The organism is Acinetobacter sp. F-1 (assembly GCF_022869025.1).
In the GTDB taxonomy this organism is placed as follows: Bacteria; Pseudomonadota; Gammaproteobacteria; order Pseudomonadales; family Moraxellaceae; genus Acinetobacter; species Acinetobacter pseudolwoffii.
Window position 1 is genome coordinate 105,980 of sequence record NZ_JAJKFX010000004.1, and the last position, 20,555, is coordinate 126,534.

16 protein-coding genes are annotated in these 20,555 nt (G+C 46.7%); 8 read left to right on the forward strand and 8 right to left on the reverse strand.

The window, feature by feature from the left end; all coding sequences use genetic code 11:
- Positions 1-328: 328 nt before the first annotated feature.
- The 5 genes from prfB (at position 329) to LOZ91_RS05675 (ending at position 5,308) form a co-directional block, all read left to right on the forward strand.
- Positions 329-1,424 (forward strand): peptide chain release factor 2 gene (prfB, locus tag LOZ91_RS05655; RefSeq protein WP_100329506.1). Its coding sequence is split into 2 segments (ribosomal slippage): positions 329-400 and positions 402-1,424, totalling 1,095 coding nucleotides; the frame shifts between segments, so codons are not numbered across the junction.
- Positions 1,425-1,571: 147 nt separating this feature from the next.
- A complete protein-coding gene (locus tag LOZ91_RS05660; RefSeq protein WP_005173210.1) occupies positions 1,572-1,871 on the forward strand; it encodes a metalloregulator ArsR/SmtB family transcription factor in 300 nt (99 codons plus the stop codon).
- Between the two features lie 20 nt (positions 1,872-1,891).
- Positions 1,892-2,977 carry an alkene reductase gene (locus tag LOZ91_RS05665; protein ID WP_005173209.1) on the forward strand — a complete coding sequence of 362 codons (1,086 nt, stop codon included), beginning with the start codon at positions 1,892-1,894 and terminating at the stop codon, positions 2,975-2,977.
- A 79-nt stretch (positions 2,978-3,056) separates the two neighbouring features.
- Entirely contained in the window at positions 3,057-4,337 is a 1,281-nt protein-coding gene (locus LOZ91_RS05670; RefSeq protein WP_244782784.1) for a 3-deoxy-D-manno-octulosonic acid transferase, read from the forward strand.
- A gap of 257 nt (positions 4,338-4,594) precedes the next feature.
- The gene (locus LOZ91_RS05675; RefSeq protein WP_244782785.1) at positions 4,595-5,308 is read left to right on the forward strand and encodes a 16S rRNA (uracil(1498)-N(3))-methyltransferase; all 714 of its coding nucleotides are present in this window, start codon (positions 4,595-4,597) and stop codon (positions 5,306-5,308) included.
- Here LOZ91_RS05675 and LOZ91_RS05680 read toward each other — a convergent pair.
- Both LOZ91_RS05680 and LOZ91_RS05685 read right to left on the reverse strand, forming a co-directional pair.
- Positions 5,282-6,262 carry a mechanosensitive ion channel family protein gene (locus tag LOZ91_RS05680; protein WP_005095073.1) on the reverse strand — a complete coding sequence of 327 codons (981 nt, stop codon included), beginning with the start codon at positions 6,260-6,262 and terminating at the stop codon, positions 5,282-5,284. The two genes, LOZ91_RS05675 and LOZ91_RS05680, sit on opposite strands and share 27 nt — an antisense overlap.
- 107 nt (positions 6,263-6,369) lie before the next feature.
- Positions 6,370-6,948 (reverse strand): DUF805 domain-containing protein, encoded by a 579-nt coding sequence (locus LOZ91_RS05685; protein WP_074383875.1) that lies wholly within the window; start codon positions 6,946-6,948, stop codon positions 6,370-6,372.
- Between the two features lie 273 nt (positions 6,949-7,221).
- Here LOZ91_RS05685 and acs point away from each other — a divergent pair, with 273 nt between their 5' ends.
- Both acs and LOZ91_RS05695 read left to right on the forward strand, forming a co-directional pair.
- The gene (gene acs, locus LOZ91_RS05690) at positions 7,222-9,168 is read left to right on the forward strand and encodes an acetate--CoA ligase (RefSeq protein ID WP_244782786.1); all 1,947 of its coding nucleotides are present in this window, start codon (positions 7,222-7,224) and stop codon (positions 9,166-9,168) included.
- 138 nt (positions 9,169-9,306) lie between these two features.
- Positions 9,307-10,488 carry an acyl-CoA dehydrogenase family protein gene (locus tag LOZ91_RS05695; protein WP_244782787.1) on the forward strand — a complete coding sequence of 394 codons (1,182 nt, stop codon included), beginning with the start codon at positions 9,307-9,309 and terminating at the stop codon, positions 10,486-10,488.
- 65 nt (positions 10,489-10,553) lie between these two features.
- Here the strand turns inward: LOZ91_RS05695 and LOZ91_RS05700 are convergent, their stop codons facing one another.
- The 4 genes from LOZ91_RS05700 to msuE all read right to left on the reverse strand — a co-directional run bounded on the left by LOZ91_RS05700 (position 10,554) and on the right by msuE (position 14,769).
- A complete protein-coding gene (locus LOZ91_RS05700) occupies positions 10,554-11,969 on the reverse strand; it encodes a deoxyribodipyrimidine photo-lyase (RefSeq protein ID WP_244782788.1) in 1,416 nt (471 codons plus the stop codon).
- Between the two features lie 120 nt (positions 11,970-12,089).
- Positions 12,090-12,710, reverse strand: a complete 621-nt coding sequence (locus tag LOZ91_RS05705) for a riboflavin synthase subunit alpha (RefSeq protein ID WP_100329499.1) — start codon at positions 12,708-12,710, stop codon at positions 12,090-12,092.
- Between the two features lie 182 nt (positions 12,711-12,892).
- Positions 12,893-14,005, reverse strand: a complete 1,113-nt coding sequence (gene sfnG / locus LOZ91_RS05710; RefSeq protein WP_244782789.1) for a dimethylsulfone monooxygenase SfnG — start codon at positions 14,003-14,005, stop codon at positions 12,893-12,895.
- Between the two features lie 29 nt (positions 14,006-14,034).
- Positions 14,035-14,769, reverse strand: a complete 735-nt coding sequence (msuE, locus tag LOZ91_RS05715) for an FMN reductase (protein WP_005095088.1) — start codon at positions 14,767-14,769, stop codon at positions 14,035-14,037.
- Between the two features lie 377 nt (positions 14,770-15,146).
- Between msuE and LOZ91_RS05720 the strand changes: the two genes are divergently transcribed.
- Positions 15,147-15,797 (forward strand): response regulator transcription factor, encoded by a 651-nt coding sequence (locus tag LOZ91_RS05720; protein ID WP_004281370.1) that lies wholly within the window; start codon positions 15,147-15,149, stop codon positions 15,795-15,797.
- An 80-nt stretch (positions 15,798-15,877) separates the two neighbouring features.
- On the opposite strand, the gene LOZ91_RS05725 is transcribed toward LOZ91_RS05720, so the two are convergent.
- Positions 15,878-16,639, reverse strand: coding sequence for a hypothetical protein (locus tag LOZ91_RS05725; protein WP_005173201.1), 762 nt, complete (start codon positions 16,637-16,639; stop codon positions 15,878-15,880).
- 410 nt (positions 16,640-17,049) lie between these two features.
- Positions 17,050-20,541: a PAS domain-containing hybrid sensor histidine kinase/response regulator gene (locus LOZ91_RS05730; RefSeq protein WP_100356969.1), complete on the reverse strand. Its 3,492-nt coding sequence runs from the start codon at positions 20,539-20,541 to the stop codon at positions 17,050-17,052.
- Positions 20,542-20,555: the final 14 nt, after the last annotated feature.

The window sequence follows — 20,555 nt, forward strand, 5'->3', positions numbered from 1 at the left end:
TGTTTTATTAAAACTGTGTAGATATTGTGGAATGTATTGAATTTGCTGATTTTTTATTCAATTTGGTAGATATTTTTAGACGATAAAATTAAATGAAAAACTATATTTTGATAATGAATGCGAGATGCGAAATCCGATCAAGCTTCAGATCAAAACGACATTTAATAACCGATTCAATTGTCAAAAATTTCCTGACGAAAACATAACTCTAAATTGGGATGACATTCGAGCTTTGGACTGGATCCACCACACTGAAATAGCAGAAATAGACTGTGCTATAATATGGGGCTAAATAATTTGTGCCTAATTTTGATTGAGAGTAATTCACGTGGAAATTAATCCGTATCTAAACCAATTAAAAGACTTAAACGAACGTGGTCAAACACTACGGGGGTATCTTTGACTACGATCTGAAAAAAGAGCGTTTAGAAGAAGTCCTGCGTGAATTAGAAGATCCCACCATCTGGAATGACCAGAGTCGTGCCCAGGCCATGGCCAAAGAAAAAGGCGAACTTGAGAACGTATTAAATGTGCTGGATGGTTTGACCACACAGCTTGAAGATGCGCAGGCCTTGCTTGATCTGGCAGTGGAAGCGGATGATGAAGGCTTACTGGAAGATGTACAGGCTGAACTGACTACAGCTGAAGAAGAACTGGCTAAACTTGAATTCCGTCGTATGTTCAACAATCCGATGGATCCTAATCCTTGTTATTTAGAAATTCAGGCCGGTTCGGGTGGTACTGAAGCGCAGGACTGGGCATCGATGCTCATGCGGATGTACCTGCGCTGGATTGAACGCCATGGCTTTAAAGCAGAAATCATGGAAGAATCGGACGGCGATGTCGCAGGGCTTAAATCAGCGACGATTCGTGTAGACGGTGAATATGCCTATGGCTGGTTACGTACCGAGTCAGGCGTACATCGTTTAGTGCGTAAATCGCCATTTGACTCGGGCAACCGTCGTCATACCTCATTCTCGGCTGTGTTTGTTTCGCCTGAAGTCGATGACAATATTGAGATCGAAATTAATCCGGCAGATGTGCGTACCGATACCTATCGTGCATCGGGTGCCGGTGGTCAGCATATTAACAAAACGGATTCTGCGGTTCGTTTAACGCATGCACCGACCGGGATTGTAGTGGCCTGTCAGAACCAGCGTTCACAGCATGCCAACCGCGACCATGCCTGGAAGCAGTTACGCGCCAAACTTTATGAACGTGAAATGCAAATTCGTAATGATGCTGCAAAAGCGCTGGAAGATACCAAGTCTGATATCGGCTGGGGAAGCCAGATTCGTTCATACGTTCTGGATGATTCACGTATTAAAGACTTACGTACCAGTGTCGAAAGTTCCAATACCGGCGCGGTTCTGGATGGCGATCTGGATAAATTTATCGAAGCAAGCTTGAAACAGGGCTTGTAAGAAATTGTTTAAATAGCTGGCGTAACCAAGTTAGTACAGACTGTGACTCTTATATCTAAATTTATCGATATATAAATCGATAAAATGCGATATAATCGGTTTAGATGCTGAAACAAATTTTGTTACGCCACAGATTGTGATGTACCTATGGATCTTGATCTAATTTTTAAAGCCTTAGCCAATCCGATACGTCGGCAGATTCTGGAATGGTTGAAATCGCCAGAACAATATCTGTCTGTGGAAGAGTGTGGCGGCTTTCAACGCGGGGTCTGTGCAGGGCAGATTGAAAAGTTAGGACAAGTCTCTCAGTCCACCATGTCCAATCATTTGTCTGTCTTGCAGCAGGCCGGTTTAATCACCGCGACCAAGCACGGACAATGGTCTTATTTCTCGCGTAATGAAGCTTTGATTCAGCAATATATCGACTATATGCAACAACACCTTTAATCCAACAGGTGGGAGTACCGATGGCTGAATTAAATTCTCCTTTAACGCTTGGCGCGTTAGAACTTAAAAACCGTGTCATCATGGCACCGCTTACGCGTAGTCGTGCAACTGACGACCGCGTACCAACGCCAATGATGGCCGAATACTATGCACAACGTGCAAGTGCCGGTTTAATCATTTCTGAAGCCACGGTGATTTCTGAAGAAGCCAATGGTTACCGCAATACTCCTGGTCTCTTTACTGATGCGCAGGTAGCAGGCTGGCAGCAGGTGACTCAAGCGGTGCATGACCAAGGTGGCCTGATTGTGGCGCAGCTGTGGCATGTGGGGCGTGTGTCTGATCCAGAACTGTTAAATGGTGAAACGCCAGTATCGGCGAGCAGTGTACAACAGGCCGGTCATGTCAGTTTATTGCGTCCAAAACGTCCTTATGTGTTGCCGCGTGCGCTGGAAATTTCAGAAATTCATGCCATTACCGAACAATATAAACAGGCGGCAATTTGCGCCAAAGCTGCCGGTTTTGATGGGGTTGAGCTGCATGCCGCCAATGGTTATCTGATTGACCAGTTCCTGCAAACTAAGACCAACCAGCGTGAAGATGAATACGGGGGGTCAGTCGAAAACCGTGCCCGTTTCCTGCTGGAAGTCATGGATGCACTGATTGATGTCTGGGGTGCAGGCCGTGTCGGAATTCATTTGGCACCGCGTGGCGATGAACACGATATGGGCGACAATGATCCACGTGAAACCTTCGGTTATGTCATGGAACAGTTGGGCAAGCGCCAGATCGCGTTCTTCTTTACCCGTGAATATCTGGCGGAAGACAGTATCTCGGAGTATATGAAACAGCGTTCAAACGGCGTGCCGTATATGGCCAATATGCGTTTAAGTCGTGACGATGCGATTGAATTGCTGGCTTCAGGCAAAGCAGATGCGGTAGCTTTTGGTAAGGCTTATATTGCCAATCCGGATTTATACGAGCGCCTACTCGAAGATGCACCGCTAAATGAACTAAAGCTGGAAAATATGATCGGAACCAATGTCGCAGAAGGCTATATTGATTATCCGACATTGGCTGAAGCAGACGCTTTAACTACTGTAGAATAATCTAAAAATGAGCCACATCGATTAACATGTCGATGTGGCTCTGTTATATTTTGTCGATTGAATCTGTTTCGAGGCGCATTTGGCTACTCCATTTTGGTATAACGCAGCGTTAGCTCTGATTAAACCCTTATATCAATCGCGTATTCGTAAACGTGCGACCGATCCTGAACAATTACAACAAGAACTGACAGAACGTTTCGGCCCATTTCAGCCGCCCAAAAATCTGCATGCCATCTGGTTTCATGTGGTCTCGGTCGGTGAGACCAATGCTGCCCAGCCTCTCATCGAACATTATTTAAAATCGGGTCATCCGGTGCTGGTCACCAATACCACCAAAACCGGTCAGGCACGGGCCAAATCACTTTTTTTAAAAGCACCTTATCTGGATTTATTTCAAGCGGTCTATTTACCTGCTGATCAGAAAGTACTGATCCGTGATTTTTATCAGCAGTATCAGCCAAAACTGTTATTGCTGATGGAAACCGAGCTTTGGCCGAATCTGCTGGATCAGGCACCAGAGTTTGATGTAGCCACGATTTTGTTAAATGCGCGTCTTTCGGAAAAGTCGGCCAAGGGCTATGCCAGGGTTAAAGGTCTGACCCGGAGCATGCTACAGCAGTTAAGTCAGCTTTTGGCACAAGATACTGCCACCCAGCAGCGTTATATCGAGTTGGGGATCACCGCCGAAAAAACCCAGGTTTTGGGCAATATCAAATTTGATATTACTGCACCACAAAGTTTTGTAGAACATGCTGCAAACTTGAAGCAAGCATGGCAACTGGCAGGTCGCAAAATTATGATACTGGCCAGTACCCATGCGCCTGAAGAAAAAGACATTCTAAGCGCTTTAAAATCGGCTTTAGATAGCAACCCAAAACTTTTATGTATCGTCGTACCCCGTCATCCGGAACGTTTTGATGAGGTGTTTCAGGCTGCACAGAGTTTAAATTTAATAACTCAGCGCCGTAGTTTGGCCCAGAACATTGAAGCAGATACCCAGGTTTATCTGGCGGATTCGATGGGGGAAATGTGGCTCTGGTATGCTTTGAGTCAGGCCTGTTATGTCGGTGGTTCGTTGAACGAGCCAGGTGGTGGACATAATATTCTGGAGCCGATTGCGCTGAATGTGCCGACTGTTTTAGGCAAAAACTATTTTAATTTTCAGACGATCGTAGATGAGTTTGTTCAGGCAGACGCAGTCGCAGTGGTGCAGGATGCCCAGCAGGCTACAGATATATTACTGGAACTTTTACGAGATCAGGTCAAGGCGGAAAATTTGAATGCAGCAGCGCAGCAAATTATGCAGTTAAATACGGGATCGCTTGCTAAGCATATTCAGGTGATTGATCAGTATCTCTAAGTGTGTGCTAGTCATACTCTCCAATCTACCTTTCTGGGATAACTGGTCATTTGTAGAGGGGTTCTACTTTTAAGGGATTAAAAGTAGCAAAAATCCTTTGCGGTACTGAAGGTACTTCCTGTACCTCAGTACCGCGGGCGGCATCCTTGCCGCCGGTCTAAATAGTAGATGTCGTCTGAGATTCTAATAAGGTTTTTTTAGTATCTGCAGTTTTGGTCATAATCCTATTCTAAATTTTTTTGGTTTCTTTTAATTTTATGAATATCGTCCTGCTTGATCCACGTCAAACCGAAACTGAACTTTGGTCCATTACCTCAACTCGGCAACTGGAACATTTACAGCAACATCTACAGATTCAGGTGGGAGGTACATTAAAAGTAGGAGTGCTGGAAGGTCAGCGTTATCTCACCGAGATTGTCGAGATTTCTGAAAAGGCAGTGCGACTAAAACCGCTTCAAGAGGATGCTGTTCCAAAAAAATTACCCCTAACTTTAATTGTGGCCTTGCCACGGCCGAAAGTGCTGCGCCGTCTGATCATGGACAGTGTCACTTTGGGCGTGGAAAAAATCATTTTACTGCATAGCTACCGCGTCGATAAAAGCTACTGGCAAACCCCATTTTTACAGCAGTTAAATCATTATATCGAGCTGGGACTGGAACAGGCCGGGGATACAATAGCTCCGAAAATCGAGCTGTATAAACGTTTTAAGCCTTTTGTTGAAGATATTTTGCCGGGTTTGATTACGGCTGACCGACCCGCTTATGTGGCACATCCTTATGCCGAACAATCCATGCCTTTTGCGATTCCGCATCCTTGTACGATGATCATCGGCCCGGAAGGTGGATTCATTCCTTATGAAGTAGATTTACTGGTTAAAAACGGCTGCCAGGCTGTGAGTCTGGGCAACCGTATTCTCCGCACTGAAACCGTGATTCCCTATGTTCTAGGTCGACTGTTTAGCACGAGCTGAGGCATCTTCATTGCCTTCGCCGCGATAGACTTTGACTTCCTGTACCGGATAAGGAATTGAAATATGATGTTCGGCAAATGCCTGAATCACGCGTTCCTGCACCGCACTGATTGAGGTTCCTGTGCCTGTCTCAGTGGTATCGACCCACCAGAGCGCTTTTAAGGTAATGGAAAAATCAGCCAGCGCCGTGACATTGACACTAAAGCCCGGCTGACTGAGGATGGTCGGGTCTTTATCTAAAATGGCGGTAATCAGGTCTTTGGCTTTCTGGATATCATCTTCATAGCCAATGCCCACTACAAACTCACAGCGACGGCGGGTATAGGCCGTGTTTACCGTCACGGCACTGGTATAGACCGTGGCATTGGGAATCACGATACGGCGGCCATCCGGTGAGCGCAAAAAAGTCGCACGAATCTGGATATCTTCGACTGTGCCTTCCATGCCATTGACGATAATATCATCGCCAATCTTGAATGGTTCACCGAGTAAAATCAGCACACCAGAAAGCAGGTTCTGGAAAATATCCTTGAAGGCAAAACCAATGGCGACTGAACCAATCCCGAGGGCACTCATGAGCTGACCCGGGGTAAAGCCAGGCACGGCAATGACCAGTCCAATCAAAACACCAAAGAAAATAATAAAGGTACTGCCGACACGGTTCAGGACCAATACCAGATTCTGGCGGGTATAAGAGCGGTTCTCTAAAGTTTTGCGCACAAAAAACTTAAACAGTTTTGACAATAGCCAGAAAATGACAATGACCACCAGCGCAATACCGAAATAAGGCACACGTTCCCAGAAACCTTCCATGATCTTGTCAATGGTGCTATAGGCATCGTTGTATTTGGCAGTATGTTCAATCACGGTCTGGGTGGTTTTTTCAGTTGCCTGATGCAACAACTCCGTGGTGCCCTCAGTGACCTGGCTTAAGGTATTATTTTGCTCTGCCACAAAAATTCCATCATTTAAATTTTGCCTATTTTGCCTGATGTTGAGCAAAAAATTAAGAAGCGCTATCCGCCAGGAATGGATATTTCCTAAAAACAAGCAGACGGCTGTTAAAAATATTGTGTGGTTTTTTGCATGATCTCAGGCGGGATATGTGGCTGTTCTCCACCGCTCATATAACCCAATAAAGCCAGCGATCCCAATAGGCTCAGTAGTATCAGGACAATCATCAGCCAGGCCAGCATCTTTTCCCAGAGCAGGGTCATCCGCGCAGGACCATAGTCATTTATGCCGCGATCTCCCGAACCAAAAACGATATAAAGCCATACAAAAATGTTCACCAAGGGCAGCAACAGCAGCAGCGCCCACCAGCCACTGCGGTTCATGTCATGCAAACGGCGAACGGTCACCACTAAAGCGAAATAGGCATAGGCCAGAATCATGATCAGCACGCCGATACCGGCCAAGCCTTGTAGTGAAAGCAGCCAGTTAGAATCCATTGAATGGACTGCAATATTCACAATATCAATACTTAAGCCCAGCGCAATACTGCTAAACAGGAAGATGAAATGTAGAAATGCTGACCACGCAATAAAACTCAGACGCCCGAAACGGCCTTTTATCGACAAGGGATGATCCGTTGCCACTAAAGCGGGAGGGGTGAAATAGGGAGATTCTGGCGATTTCATAAATATGATCCTGAACTGAACAAAATGAAATAAGAGCGAGAGCTAAATTCTATTTTTTAAAGGGCATTGCTACAGATCATACACAGTTATGCAGAATATTCTGTACTGTAAGTTGTGCTTTATTTTGTTTGAATTTGAATAAATAATCTACGACGAAAGCATGATTGCCGGATTCGAAATAAGCAGGCCATACTGCCATTATGCATAAAAAACAATCAACAACACAGCATTAACCTCTCGTGATGAGATAGAACAAAATCAAGGAAGTGAAATATGCAAGAGATCTATCCAGTACCCGAAGATTTTAAAAAAACAGCACGTACGCTTGAAGACCAGTATTTCGAACGTTATCAACATTCCATCGAGCAGCCAGAAGCATTCTGGACAGAACAGGCACAACGTCTGGACTGGATCAAGCCTTTTACCCAAGTCAAAAATACCAGTTTCGATCCCGACAATTTTAAAATTGAATGGTTTGCTGATGGTCAGCTCAATGTCAGCGCCAACTGTCTGGACCGTCATCTGAAAGAACATCCCTATAAGCCGGCCATTATCTGGGAAGGGGATCATCCTTCACGGCACAAGATTATTTCTTTTGCCGAGTTGCATGACGAAACCTGCCGTTTCGCCAATGTGCTGAAAAAAAATGGCATTGCTAAAGGCGACCGGGTGATGCTGTACATGCCCATGGTCTCTGAAGCCGCGATTGCCATGCTGGCCTGCGCACGCATCGGGGCGGTGCATTGCGTGGTATTTGGTGGATTTTCACCTGATTCTCTGGCCAGCCGGATTGAAGACTGTCAGGCCAAAATGGTGATTACGGCCGATTCCGGTATGCGTGGCGGGAAACCGATTCCGCTAAAAGCCAATGTTGATGAAGCTCTGAAACTGGCTGGTACAGACTCCATTCAAAATGTAATAGTGGTGCATCGCACCGGCAACCCGATTGAAATGCAAGAGGGGCGCGACCTGTGGTATCACATGGAAATCATGTCGGTGAATGACATTTGCCCACCGGAACCGATGAATGCCGAAGATCCGCTATTTATCCTGTATACCTCAGGTTCGACCGGCAAGCCCAAGGGCGTGATGCATACCACGGGCGGCTATCTGACTTATGTGAATTGCAGTTTCCGCGAAGTGTTTGACATCAAACAGGATGATATCTTTTGGTGTACCGCAGATGTCGGCTGGATTACCGGACATTCCTATGTGCTGTATGGCCCATTGTCGAATGGCACCACGACTCTTATGTTCGAGGGTGTTCCGCAGTATCCGAGCTGGGCGCGTACCGGACACATTGTCGATAAGCATAACGTCACCATTCTCTATACCGCACCGACAGCCATCCGCGCCATGATGCGTGAAGGCGATGCCTTTGTGCGGGAAAGTGACCGCAGCAGCCTGAGAATTTTAGGTTCGGTGGGTGAGCCGATCAATCCTGAAGCCTGGAACTGGTATTACACCGTGGTCGGTGAAAGTCGCTGTCCCGTCATTGATACCTGGTGGCAGACGGAAACCGGCGGTTTTATGATTACGCCATTGCCAGGCGCGACTGATTTGAAACCGGGTTCTGCAACACGGCCTTTCTTTGGGGTACAACCTGCGATTGTCGATGCAGATGGCAAGGAGCTGGAAGGCGAAGCTGAAGGCAATCTGGTGATTAAAGATTCCTGGCCGGGCCAGATGCGAACCATCTGGGGTGATCCGGAACGTTTTATCGAAGCCTATTTCTCGACTTATCCGGGTACTTATTTTACCGGAGATGGCGCGCGTCGCGATAAAGACGGTTATTACTGGATTACTGGCCGGGTCGATGATGTGCTGAATGTGTCCGGACACCGTTTAGGCACAGCTGAAGTTGAAAGTGCGTTGGTGGCCCATGAAGCAGTGGCTGAGGCTGCTGTGGTGGGTATGCCGCATGACATTAAAGGGCAGGGAATTTGTGCCTTTGTCACCTTACAGGCCGACGTGACCAGTTCAGATGAATTGCGTGCTGAACTGGTGAGCTGGGTGCGCAAGATTTTGGGGCCAGTGGCGACACCCGATGCACTGTACTGGGCACCCGCTTTGCCCAAAACCCGTTCAGGGAAAATCATGCGCCGGATCTTGAGAAAGATTGCAGCCAATGAGCTGGATAGCCTGGGCGATACCTCGACATTGGCTGAACCACAAGTGGTGGGTCATCTGATTGCAGAGGTACAAGCCAATCATCGTTAAATAGCTAAAGTCCACAAGCAAAATACCGGCTGCACGCAGCCGGTATTTTTAGATCAGGAATAAGCTCTGCATGCTTTCGAATATAGCGCAACGTCTTGATCTGCTAAGCTGCCCACATGCTGAACATGAGTTAAAATAATGAATGTACGATCACTATATTTAGATCAATCTCCTGTCGATATTGCCCAGAAACTTGCAGAACAATTTGCCCAAACTGCCGCAGTGCGAGACAAGCAGGGCGGTAATCCCAAGCATGAACGAGACCTGATCCGTAACAGTGGTCTGCTCGGCTTGTCTATTCCTGTTGCCTATGGTGGACAGGGGGCAGACTGGCGGACAATTTTTAAAACCATTCAGACCCTGGCGCAGGTCGATAGCTCTCTGGCGCATGTTTATGGATTTCATCATTTATTGATTGCCACCGTACAGCTATTCTCCCAACCTGAGCAATATGGCAAATGGTTTGCACAGACTGCACAAAATAATCTGTTCTGGGGCAATACTCTCAATCCGCTGGATCGTCGTACCACGGCAATTCAAGTCTCAGAGCATGAATATATTTTCCATGGTGATAAAAGCTTTTGTTCTGGTTCGATCGATTCGGATATGTTGCTGTGTTCAGGTTATAACGAAGCCGGAAAATTGCTGATTGGCGTGATTCCTACCCAGCGACAGGGGGTGAGCTTTCTAGGCGACTGGAACAATATGGGCCAGCGCCAGACTGACAGCGGCACCAGTCATTTTGAACAGGTCAACATTCACCGGGATGAATTGCTGCTCAATCCGGGGCCACTGAGTACGCCGTATTCCAGTTTACGTCCATTGATTGCGCAGCTGATATTTGTGCATATGTTTCTCGGTGTCGCCGAAGGGGCTTTTGAAGTTGCCAAACAGACCGTACAAACCCAAAAAGCCTGGTCAAAATCCTTGGCTGAACATGCAGTGAATGATCCTTTTACCCAAAAGCATTTTGCCGAGTTTTATGTGCAGCTGGAAAGCGTGCGTTTATTGGCAGATCAAGCCATTCAGACCTTGCAGAAAGCTTGGAATATCGGCCCTGATCTGACTGCCGAGCAGCGTGGTGAAGTCTCGATTGCGATTGCCACCGCCAAAATTGCCGCCACCAATAGCTCTTTATATATCACCCAGAATATTTTTCAGGTCATGGGTGCACGAGCAACGACTGCACAACTGAATCTGGACCGGTTCTGGCGTAATGTTCGGACTCAAACCTTGCATGATCCGGTGGATTATAAATATCAGGAAGTGGGAGAATGGGTGCTGACCGGAAAAGTGCCTGATCCAAGTTTTTATTCCTAATCCCAATATTAAAACAGCCTCTATATGAGAAGCTGTTTTATTATTTTTAAGATGATGGGTCTTTTTTAAAGCTGCTTAAAAGCCTCAATTGCCCGGACACGGGAAGATTTTAAATCCACAAGCGGTTTTGGATAGTTCAGTTCACGGTCAGGGTTTTTGGCATAGGGTTCATGAATGCTTTTGGCATCCAGATGCGCCAGTTCAGGCACCCACTGACGGATATAATCCCCATTCGGGTCGAACTTCTGTGACTGGCTGACCGGATTGAAAATCCGGAAATAAGGCACCGCATCCATACCCGTCGAAGCACACCATTGCCATCCGCCATTATTGGCTGCCAGATCACCATCAATCAGCTGCTGCATGAACCAGCTTTCTCCCAAACGCCAATCGATCAGCAGGTTTTTGCACAGGAACATTGCGGTAATCATGCGCACCCGATTATGCATCCAGCCGGTGGCCAGTAGCTGCCGCATCCCGGCATCTACAATCGGGATCCCGGTTTGGCCCTGTTGCCAGGCTGCCAAATCTTCAGGTGCATGCCGCCACTGGATTTTATCGGTATTTTCTTTAAACGGGCGATGTCTGGAAACGCGGGGAAAATCGAACAGGGTATGCTGATAAAACTCACGCCACAGCAGTTCATCCAGCCAGGTTTGTTGACCGAGATCATCGATCTGGAAATAGCCATGATGTTGTTTAAACAGCGCCTGAATGCACTGGCGGATCGAGAGAATGCCGATATTTAAATAAGGCGAGAGTTGACTGGTGCCATTAAGCGCTGGAATATCACGATCTGTTTGATAGCTGCTTAAGCGGTCTTCGATAAAATCATCCAGCATCTGTAGGGCATGAGTTTCATCTACGGGCCAAAGTTTTTCAGAATTTTCTATTGAATAGCGACCCGCAAACTTTTCCAGATCAAAATGTGTCAGCTCTGCAGGCAATTCGAGCAAGTCCTGAGACGCAATCACAGGATAAGCAGAAGGCACATCGAGAATCAGCCGCTCATAGCATTTTTTCTTAAAGGCACTATAGACTTGATAGGGTTGATTGGACTGATTGCGGATACTCGCCAATGGAAAGAGGGTACGATCATGATACAGCTCGACCCGAATCTGCTGCTGTTCCAGTCGTTGCTGAACCTTGAAATCACGCTGTAGTTCATTGACCCCAACTTCAATATGCGCATGCACGCTATCAATCTGCAAGTTTTGGCAGAGTGCTAACATCTCATCAGCAAGATTACGCCACAAGCCGACTTCTCGCACAATTAAAGCAATATTCAGTTGTTCTAGTTGCTGTTTAAGAACCTGTAGCCGTCGCAGATAAAAATCGATTTTAATCGGCGCATCTTGATGTAACTGCCATTGCTCAGGAGAAAGCACCACCAAAGCCACACAGGGGCCTTGTTGAGTGGCATGCCACAAAGCGGCATGGTCTTGAATTCGAAGGTCTTGGCGGAACCAGATCAGATGCATGGTACTTTCTTAAATCAGGGAGTTAGCCTGCATTTTAGGCAATCTGCTATCGATGGAATAGTATTAAAATATTAATATGATAGGAGACTGATTTTTGCACATACTAGTCTCTTTATACCATTAAGCTTTGGCTTGATAAATATTTTCCAGAGTATCCACCAAAGTACGGGTCATCTGGTCAATTTCATAATTCACTGTATCGCCCACCTGGATGTGCTTCCAGGTGGTCAGACGCAAGGTTTCTGGAATCAGGTCAATCGAAATTTCACTGTGGGCACGATCGACACGGTTCACGGTCAGGCTGCAGCCATTTAGCCCAATAAAGCCTTTTAGGAAGAAGTACTTGATATTACCCTCTGGAATCTGTAAATCGATATGCAGGGTTTCACCGCGAGCTTCAATCTGGATGACCTTAGCCCTGCCTTCAATATGGCCATACAGATTATGTCCACCGTTTTCTGCACCGACTTTGGCAGAGCGTTCAATATTCACTTCATCACCAATTTTTAAGGCTTTCAAGGTGGTAAGCGCCAAGGTGACATTGGAAATATCAAAATGAATCTGTTTCTGCGCCCGGTCAATCGTGGTCACCGTGAGACAGACACCATTTACTGCCACACTGGCGCCAATAAACACATCTGCAAAAAAGCCGTGCTGATCACTGACCAACAGGGTAATAAAACCATCGCCTTTGCGAATCTCGATGACCTGTTCCAGGCCTTGAACAATACCGGTATACATAGTTAAAACGTCTATTCTTGCAATTGCATCCCATTGTAGGCAGGAAAGCTAAATCCGGCTAGCGCTTTACTGGACTGCTTGGTTTTCTGTCCGGATAAAAAACCCCTCAAGCCGAGCCTTGAGGGGGAAATAGAGAATGTGCCGTCATTATTATAATATTTGGGCATAAGCACCACTTAGATTTAAGCGGATTTAGCCTGCACAACCTGCTGTTGTTGTGCTTCTAGCTCACGCACCAATGGCAACACCTTTTCTCCAAAATATTCAACTTCTTCAACACAGTGCAAGAAACCGGAAAGCACCAGATCGACTCCAATATTTTTTAACAGCACAATACGTTCAGCAATTTGTTGCGGTGTGCCAATTAAATTGGTCTTGAAACCGTCGTTATACTGGACTAAATCTTCAAAACTTGATTTTGCCCAGTTGCCTTCGCCTTCAGTTGTCGAGGCACCGGCTTCACGTGTCGCTTCAGCAAAATTTTTCACTGCTTTGATATTGGCCTTATCAATAATTTCCTGTAACACCGCTTTGGCTTGTTCTTCAGTATCACGTGCGATGATAAAGGCATTGACCCCAATTTTTACAGTGTGATTATTGGCCCGGGCTTTTTCGCGAATATCATCAATCTGTTTTTTCAGCTCTTCAGGGGTGTTGCCATTGGTGAAATACCAGTCTGAAACACGTGAAGCCATATCGCGCGCCGCACGTGAACTGCCACCCTGAAAAATCTCGACCGGTTTATCCGGGAGCGGTTGTGGGCGTAAGGTATAGTCTTTAAATTGATAGAACTTGCCATCAAAATTAAAGTGATCCGTATTCCAGATTCCGCGCAAACTGCGAATAAACTCTTCTGAACGGGCATAACGCTGGTCATGCTCTGGCCATGCTTCGCCAATCGCATCAAATTCGCCACGGAACCAGCCACTGACCACGTTAATCGCAATCCGGCCATTGCTGAGCTGGTTAATGCTGGCCAATTGTTTTGCCGCAAGCGCAGGTTTCCACGGCCCGGGTAAAATTGCTGCAATTAACTTGATCTTGCTGGTTTGTGCGAGCAAGGCATGACTGAAGCTGACAGATTCATGCTGGTTTTCTGCACCATAGCTTGACGCAAAACGAATCTGGGTCAGACCATATTCAAAACCGCTTTTTTCTGCTGCTTGTGCCAGACGCACGTTATATTCATAGCTCCAGTCGGTACGCTGTTCGATGGTACTGACGACAAAACCGCCACTGACATTCGGAACCCAATACGCAAATTTGATGTCTTGCTGTATTTGCTGTTGTGACATATTTCAACCCTCGAAGTGAAAATCGCTGATCAAGCAACTTGCGTTTGCGCTGATTTTTTACTGTGCAAGCGGGATTCTGCTGCATCCAGACTTGGTACAGCCGCAGAGGGCAACACTTCTTCTTGTTCGATTTGTTTATTGATGCTCAAGTTCTGGTTGGCCTGTTGGGTTTTTGCTTTAATGACTTCGGCACGTTGTCCTTTGGCCGGTGCCCATTCCAGAATAGGCAGGGCACGTGCTACTGCCAGGGTAATACGATCGCGGAGCAATTCACTGTGAATGGTATATTCAGGAGTGAAATCACGATCAGTCGCATACACGCCAATCGGTAAAGTCTGAGCCTGGAAAAAGCTGAATAATGGACGTAATTGATGTTCGAGCACCAGCGCATGTCGGTCACTACCACCTGAAGCCGCTAAAAGTACCGGTACATCGACCAGTGCAGTCTGCTCGACAAAATCAAAGAAATGTTTAAACAAGCCGGTAAATGAAGCGCGATATACGGGTGTACCAACAATCAGCGCATCTGCAGCTTCGACTGCGGCCAGATCATCCTGAACGCGCTGCGGTAATTGATTACGATAAATCGCACCACCCAGGAGCGAACCAATTTCACTAAATTTAATAAAATGTACATGAATTGGTGTCGCTTCACCCAGTTCATCAATAATGGCCTGAACCAAGGCTTCTGTTTTAGACGGATGATTTAAACCACCCGATACGGCAACAATATTTAAGGGTTTTTGCGCATTAAAATTAGACATGTTTAGAACCTGAAAAATAGGAGTAATCTCGGAATGTCCTTATTAATCCCGATTCAGTGCCGGGCTGTAAAATAACGAAAAGCTGAAAAGTTATCTGATTTTTCGATATATGAAAAAAGCCTGGTTTATAAACATTAATTTTAATATAAGTTTTTGATATGTAGATTTATATTGAATATAGCTAAGCTTTTTAATTTAGGAATACGTTATATATAAAAAAGTGATGAGAATTAAATAATTATTGAAATACCGCGAAAAATGGTGATTTTGAAGAAAAACTGCATATTATTTTAAAAATTGTAAAGTCTTGCATATCCTTAACCGGGTTGTGTGGTTAGAATAGGGTCTACCGTGCCAAGATCTCTCTCACGTTGCCTATGAATATTTTAATCGTTGATGATCATCCACTATTTCGTCATGCCTTGATTCAGGCTGTACGTTATAGCCTGCCACAAGCCCAGATTCATGAAACTGCGGCAGTCAATGAATTTTATGAACGTCTAGAAAATGGCCCCGAGCCTGATCTTGTGCTGCTGGATTTAAATTTGCCAGGCGCATCAGGTTTTTCTGCCTTGGTACACGTCCGCGCGCAATATCCGTCGCTGCCGATCATTGTCGTGTCTGCGCATGAAGAAGTCAGTATTATCCAGCGTGCCATTGCGCATGGTGCCATGGGCTATATTCCAAAATCTGCCCATCCAAGCCATATTGGTGAAGCGATTCGCGAAGTGCTGGAAGGTGAGATCTGGTTACCGCCAAATCTGCCAGCCAACATGAACTTTGACCCGCGTGCTGCCGATGAAACGGCTTTGGCGGAACGGATCCAGTCTTTGACCCCACAACAGTTCCGAGTATTGATGATGGTGGCCGAAGGCTTGCTGAATAAGCAGATTGCTTATGAACTGGACGTGTCAGAAGCGACCATTAAAGCGCATGTGACTGCAATTTTCCGTAAGCTTGGCGTACAAAACCGGACACAAGCGGTATTGGCCATTAATGCACTGAATATTGAAGACCGGAAAATGTAAGTTCTGTATATCCGCATGGAAAAAGGCCTCCTTGGAGGTCTTTTTTTATCTGAATAATTCAGTGAAAAAGCATGCATATATTAAGCAATATAATCCTGCTTGCGGGTGAAATCATCGCAGAATAACGGATTTAAAGCACATTGCAATTCATCGATCTGATCTTCGGTGACATAACCCTTGGATTTCAGATATTCGGCCACGCGATCATCTCGCAGGCTCAGGAAAGTCGCATCATAAACACCCAGATCGACAAAGAGTGCAGCCGTTTCCAGACTGTTAAAACGGTCTAGATAGACTTCATTGTCATACATCAGGAAGATATGATCATCGCGCGTGTTCGGATCGACATGTAAACGCTGCGCCAGCTCATGCGGGCAGGTTTTGATAAATAGTAAATCAGACAGCTCGTCAAACTGGCTGGTATCCAGACAGTTATCTTCGTTTTTGACTTTACCCAGCCAGGCCTTAAACACCAGGACGGCACCACCACGCAGCAACATGCTCCAGATCTGATGACGAGTTTGCACTGGCAGATCCGCCGTTTCAGCTTCTAAAGACTGAAGCAGTTTGTCTTCCTGCTCGGCAATCCGTTCAAACAGACCCAGTCCTTGCGGCTTGTAAGCATAAGGTTCAAAGACATCAAAATGTAATTCATCAAAGACTTGCAGTGCCAGGGGGACTGCACTCTGATACAGCGTTTCCAGCGCCTGATACTGTGCATCATTCAGCTTGCTGTATTTAAAGATCTGTGCCCAGTCAATGCTTGGCAATAAGGCATTGGCGCCATATTGACGGTGGAACTGCTGGGCCTGATTCAGGCCATGGTTTTGATCTATGTTCATGTAAAGAACTCCGATATGCAGAAAGATCAGCTACCCAAATAATCAAGGCATGTATGAGATGGAAACTGATCGTTTCTTATTCCTCTATTTTTAGAGCCAAGCATAGCTGATAAAAAATACGACTAAAGTTATAGTGCTGGAAAATTACCCTTTAATTATGAGTTAAAACAAATAGATAATTAATTGTAAATAAGTGTACTGCTGTACAGGTACAGATTGGTCATTTTTTGCCATGGTGAATTAGAAAATGAACATTTTGGTCAATTTATTCGGCTGTATTTTCGGCATATTTGCTGCTTTTAGCACATTAGAATAAATTTTATGCAAGCTAGGTAATTTTCTGTGGCAGTTGAGTATAAAAAATGCCCATTTTAAGCTTTAAAATGGGCATTCATGAATGCAATACAATCTTAGGAATCAGAAATTTTCAGTCCGGATAACCATGATCGTAAGGATGCAGGTTTCAGTGGTTTTTTCAGCAATACAATATTCAGCTCTTTCAGGCGCTGTGGCAATTCCGGATCGGAATCGGCAGTAATCAGCGCCACCGGAACATCATTGCGGCGCTGTTCCAGAATAAAGTCTAAACCGATCTTGTTCTGATTGAGATGCTGATCGACCAGCCAGACCTGAATATTTTCCTGCTGAATCAGCCTCAATGCCTGCTCTGGTTCGGTGGCTTTAAAGACTTGATAACCCCATTTGCTCAACAAGGTCGCCATCCCTTCCAGAATGGTTTCATCATTATCCAGACACAGGATTTTAAACGCCTTGGTTTTTAGTGGTACGGCCTGAACAGGTGCATCGACGACTTTGGGTGCTGCAATGACAGGCACTTCAATCATAAAACAGGAGCCTTTGCCCAGCGCCGAATACACATGCACAGGATAATCCAGCATGCTGGTCATGCGTTGCACGATGGCCAGACCCAGTCCAAGGCCCTGTTCACCCCATGGAGAGGTATGGCCGCAACGTTCAAACTCCTGAAACAGCTTGATACGTTGTTCTTCGGCAATCCCCGGTCCGGTATCCCAGACGCCAATGCGGATATGATTCGGTTTGGTACTGGAGCGTAAGACACCGACCATCACTTTACCTTTGGCGGTATAACGCAGCGCATTACTGACAAAGTTCTGGATAATCCGGCGAATCCATTGTGGATCGGTATCAATCCAGAACTGCGCATCATGCACACTGAATTGAATGCCACGTTGTGCCGCAATGGATTTAAACTGCAGTTCCAGATCACTGAGCAGGTCATGTAGCGGATAGGCCTGACGTTTCGGCTGAATGGTACCGCCTTCCAGTCGGGCAATATCCAGTAGCGCAGACAGCATGCTTTCTGCGCCATGCAAGGCACGATCCAGTTGCTGCAAGGTCTTGCGGTCTTCGTCATTTTGTACACTTTGTTCCAAGGCAGTACTGAACAGACGCGCCGCATGCATCGGCTGCAACAGGTCATGACTGGCGGCGGCAATAAAGCGGCTTTTCGACATATTGGCTTTGTCGGCCTGTTCACGCGCCAGTTGCTGTTCGGACAAGGCATCGGCCAGCTGTTGAGTACGATCCTGAACCCGGGCTTCCAAGACGGCTTCATTTTCACGGAAGGCAGTAATATCGGCGAAAGTGGTAACGAAACCACCCCCTTCGATCGGATTACCACGCATCTGAATGACCCGGCCATCTTTACGAATCCGTTCAAATTCATGGGCACTGCCGACCTGCATCCAGTGAATCCGCTTGCGGACATGTTCTTCGACCGAACCTGGTCCACATTCACCACGCTCGGCGTTATAACGGATCAGATCCGCGATTGGACAGCCGACATAGACAATATCGGTCGGATAATCGAACAGTTTTAAATACTGATTGTTCCAGGCCACCAGACACATGTTTTCATCGACTACGCTGACCCCTTGGGTCATGTGATCAATCATGGTCATGATCAGATTCTGGTTAAAACGTTGCCATTGCGAGGCCTGATCGAGAATATTGGCGACCTGACCCAAGGCCAGACCATTATTGACCATGGCCGTGGTCAGCAGGGTACGGGCCGAAGCTGCCCCGATGGTGCCGGCCAGATATTGTTCGGTAAAACGCCACCACATGCCATTGGCGCTGCTGTTTTCATTCAGTTCGACACTGTTTTGGGTGCAAAATTGCTGAAAAGCGCGTGTGGTCGGTCCTTCACCGGTAATCCGTTTGGCCAGGGTAATCAGATCGCCAACTTTTAAACGGGCCACATCCTGATGCGAATAACTGACTTCAGTTGAGGGACTCTGCGATGGCAGTGGCTTGGTTTCATAATAGAAGAAACTTTCAGCCTGAATCTGTTCGGCAATACTCGGACGAAAAATCCGCGAAACCCAAATATATAGGATTGTATTCAGGCCCAGTGCCCAGACTACCCCATGCGTCAGCGGATCAAACGATTCGAAACCGATCAGTGCTTCAGGACGTAACCAGTTCCAGCCAAAAGGGCCGTTAGTGAGCAGACTTTGGCTAAAGCGGTGATAGGCTTCTGGCAGGCTGCGCAGAATGGTGGGAAACAGCAGGGTATAGGACCACAAGGCAAAACCGGTCAACAGACCCACATATACGCCCTGCTTACTACCACCGCGCCAGTACAGGCCGCCGATCAGGGCAGGGGCGAATTGTGCTACCGCACTAAAGGCCAACAGGCCAAAAACAGAAAGCTGATCAATATCATTAAAGAAGTTGAAGAACAGGAAGCCCATTAACATCACGCCCAGAATACAGATCCGGCGGGTAAATTTCAGTACCAGCGGCAAGCGTTTATCATGTCGGGAAATCAGTTTCAAACGCCATAGCGCTGGCATAATCAGATCATTACTGAGCATGATGGAAAGTGCCACAGAAGACACCAGCAGCATCCCGGTAGATGCGGAAAAGCCGCCCAAGAATGCCAATAAAGTGAGCCAGTCCTGATTATAGCTGAGGGGTAAGGACAGGACCGCCACATCTGGAATTGCCAGATATTGCGGCGCCGCATGCAATGCCCAGCTGGCAATCGGAATAATCGCCAGCGTGGTCAGAATCAGATAAACCGCAAACCAGCGCCGTGCACCGCGGATATGTTTTTCATCACGCAGCTCCACCACTGCCACATGGAACTGGCGTGGCAGGCAGATAACTGCCAGGGCTGCCAGCAAGGTCTGAACCCAGAAACTTTGCGGAACCCCAAACAGCTGGACATCACGGAAGGTGGTACTGATATCTGTGCTGATCTGTGCCATATTTCCTGGTGCTTCAAACATAAAGAAACAGGCGACTGCCAGCAGGGCAAAGAGCTTGACAAAGGATTCAAAGGCCACGGCCAGCATCAGACCGCCATGCTGTTCAGTATTGGCAATCTGCCGGGTGCCAAAGATCATCGCCAGAATGGCCAGTACACCGGTCAAAAACAGCACCCCATTGGTGGTGTTGGCAATTCCGGCAGATGGTTCCAGAATGACTGCGGCACTCAGGGCAATGGCGCGTAGCTGTAAAGCCAGATAAGGCACAATCGCGACCACAGCCAGAATGGTGACCAGCGATGCCAGCGGGCCACTTTTACCATAGCGCGCCGCGACAAAGTCCGCGATTGAGGAAATCGCATGATGCTGTCGTACCCGTCCTAATCGGCGCCAGATATCATAACCGACGGCAACGAATAACAGCGGGCCAAGATAGATCGGCAGGAAAATAATGCCTTCCCGTACTGCAGCGCCGGTAGCGCCATAAAAGGTCCAGGATGAACAGTACACCCCTAAAGTTAAACTAAACAATAGCATGCGCCCACGGGTACTCAGCCGGCTGGCATGTTTTTCCCCGTAAAAAGCGCAGATAAAGAGCAATGCGATATAGAGGGCAAGTACCCCTATGATGAGCCAACTGTTCATATAGCCTGATGTGT

Excerpts from the sequence above, each read along its gene's own strand:
- LOZ91_RS05660 (WP_005173210.1), top strand. The coding sequence starts at position 1,572 with ATGGATCTTGATCTAATTTTTAAAGCCTTAGCCAATCCGATACGTCGG.
- LOZ91_RS05665 (WP_005173209.1), top strand. The coding sequence starts at position 1,892 with ATGGCTGAATTAAATTCTCCTTTAACGCTTGGCGCGTTAGAACTTAAA.
- LOZ91_RS05675 (WP_244782785.1), top strand. The coding sequence starts at position 4,595 with ATGAATATCGTCCTGCTTGATCCACGTCAAACCGAAACTGAACTTTGG.
- LOZ91_RS05685 (WP_074383875.1), bottom strand. The coding sequence starts at position 6,948 with ATGAAATCGCCAGAATCTCCCTATTTCACCCCTCCCGCTTTAGTGGCA.
- acs (WP_244782786.1), top strand. The coding sequence starts at position 7,222 with ATGCAAGAGATCTATCCAGTACCCGAAGATTTTAAAAAAACAGCACGT.
- LOZ91_RS05695 (WP_244782787.1), top strand. The coding sequence starts at position 9,307 with ATGAATGTACGATCACTATATTTAGATCAATCTCCTGTCGATATTGCC.
- LOZ91_RS05700 (WP_244782788.1), bottom strand. The coding sequence starts at position 11,969 with ATGCATCTGATCTGGTTCCGCCAAGACCTTCGAATTCAAGACCATGCC.
- LOZ91_RS05705 (WP_100329499.1), bottom strand. The coding sequence starts at position 12,710 with ATGTATACCGGTATTGTTCAAGGCCTGGAACAGGTCATCGAGATTCGC.
- sfnG (WP_244782789.1), bottom strand. The coding sequence starts at position 14,005 with ATGTCACAACAGCAAATACAGCAAGACATCAAATTTGCGTATTGGGTT.
- msuE (WP_005095088.1), bottom strand. The coding sequence starts at position 14,769 with ATGTCTAATTTTAATGCGCAAAAACCCTTAAATATTGTTGCCGTATCG.
- LOZ91_RS05720 (WP_004281370.1), top strand. The coding sequence starts at position 15,147 with ATGAATATTTTAATCGTTGATGATCATCCACTATTTCGTCATGCCTTG.
- LOZ91_RS05725 (WP_005173201.1), bottom strand. The coding sequence starts at position 16,639 with ATGAACATAGATCAAAACCATGGCCTGAATCAGGCCCAGCAGTTCCAC.
- LOZ91_RS05730 (WP_100356969.1), bottom strand. The coding sequence starts at position 20,541 with ATGAACAGTTGGCTCATCATAGGGGTACTTGCCCTCTATATCGCATTG.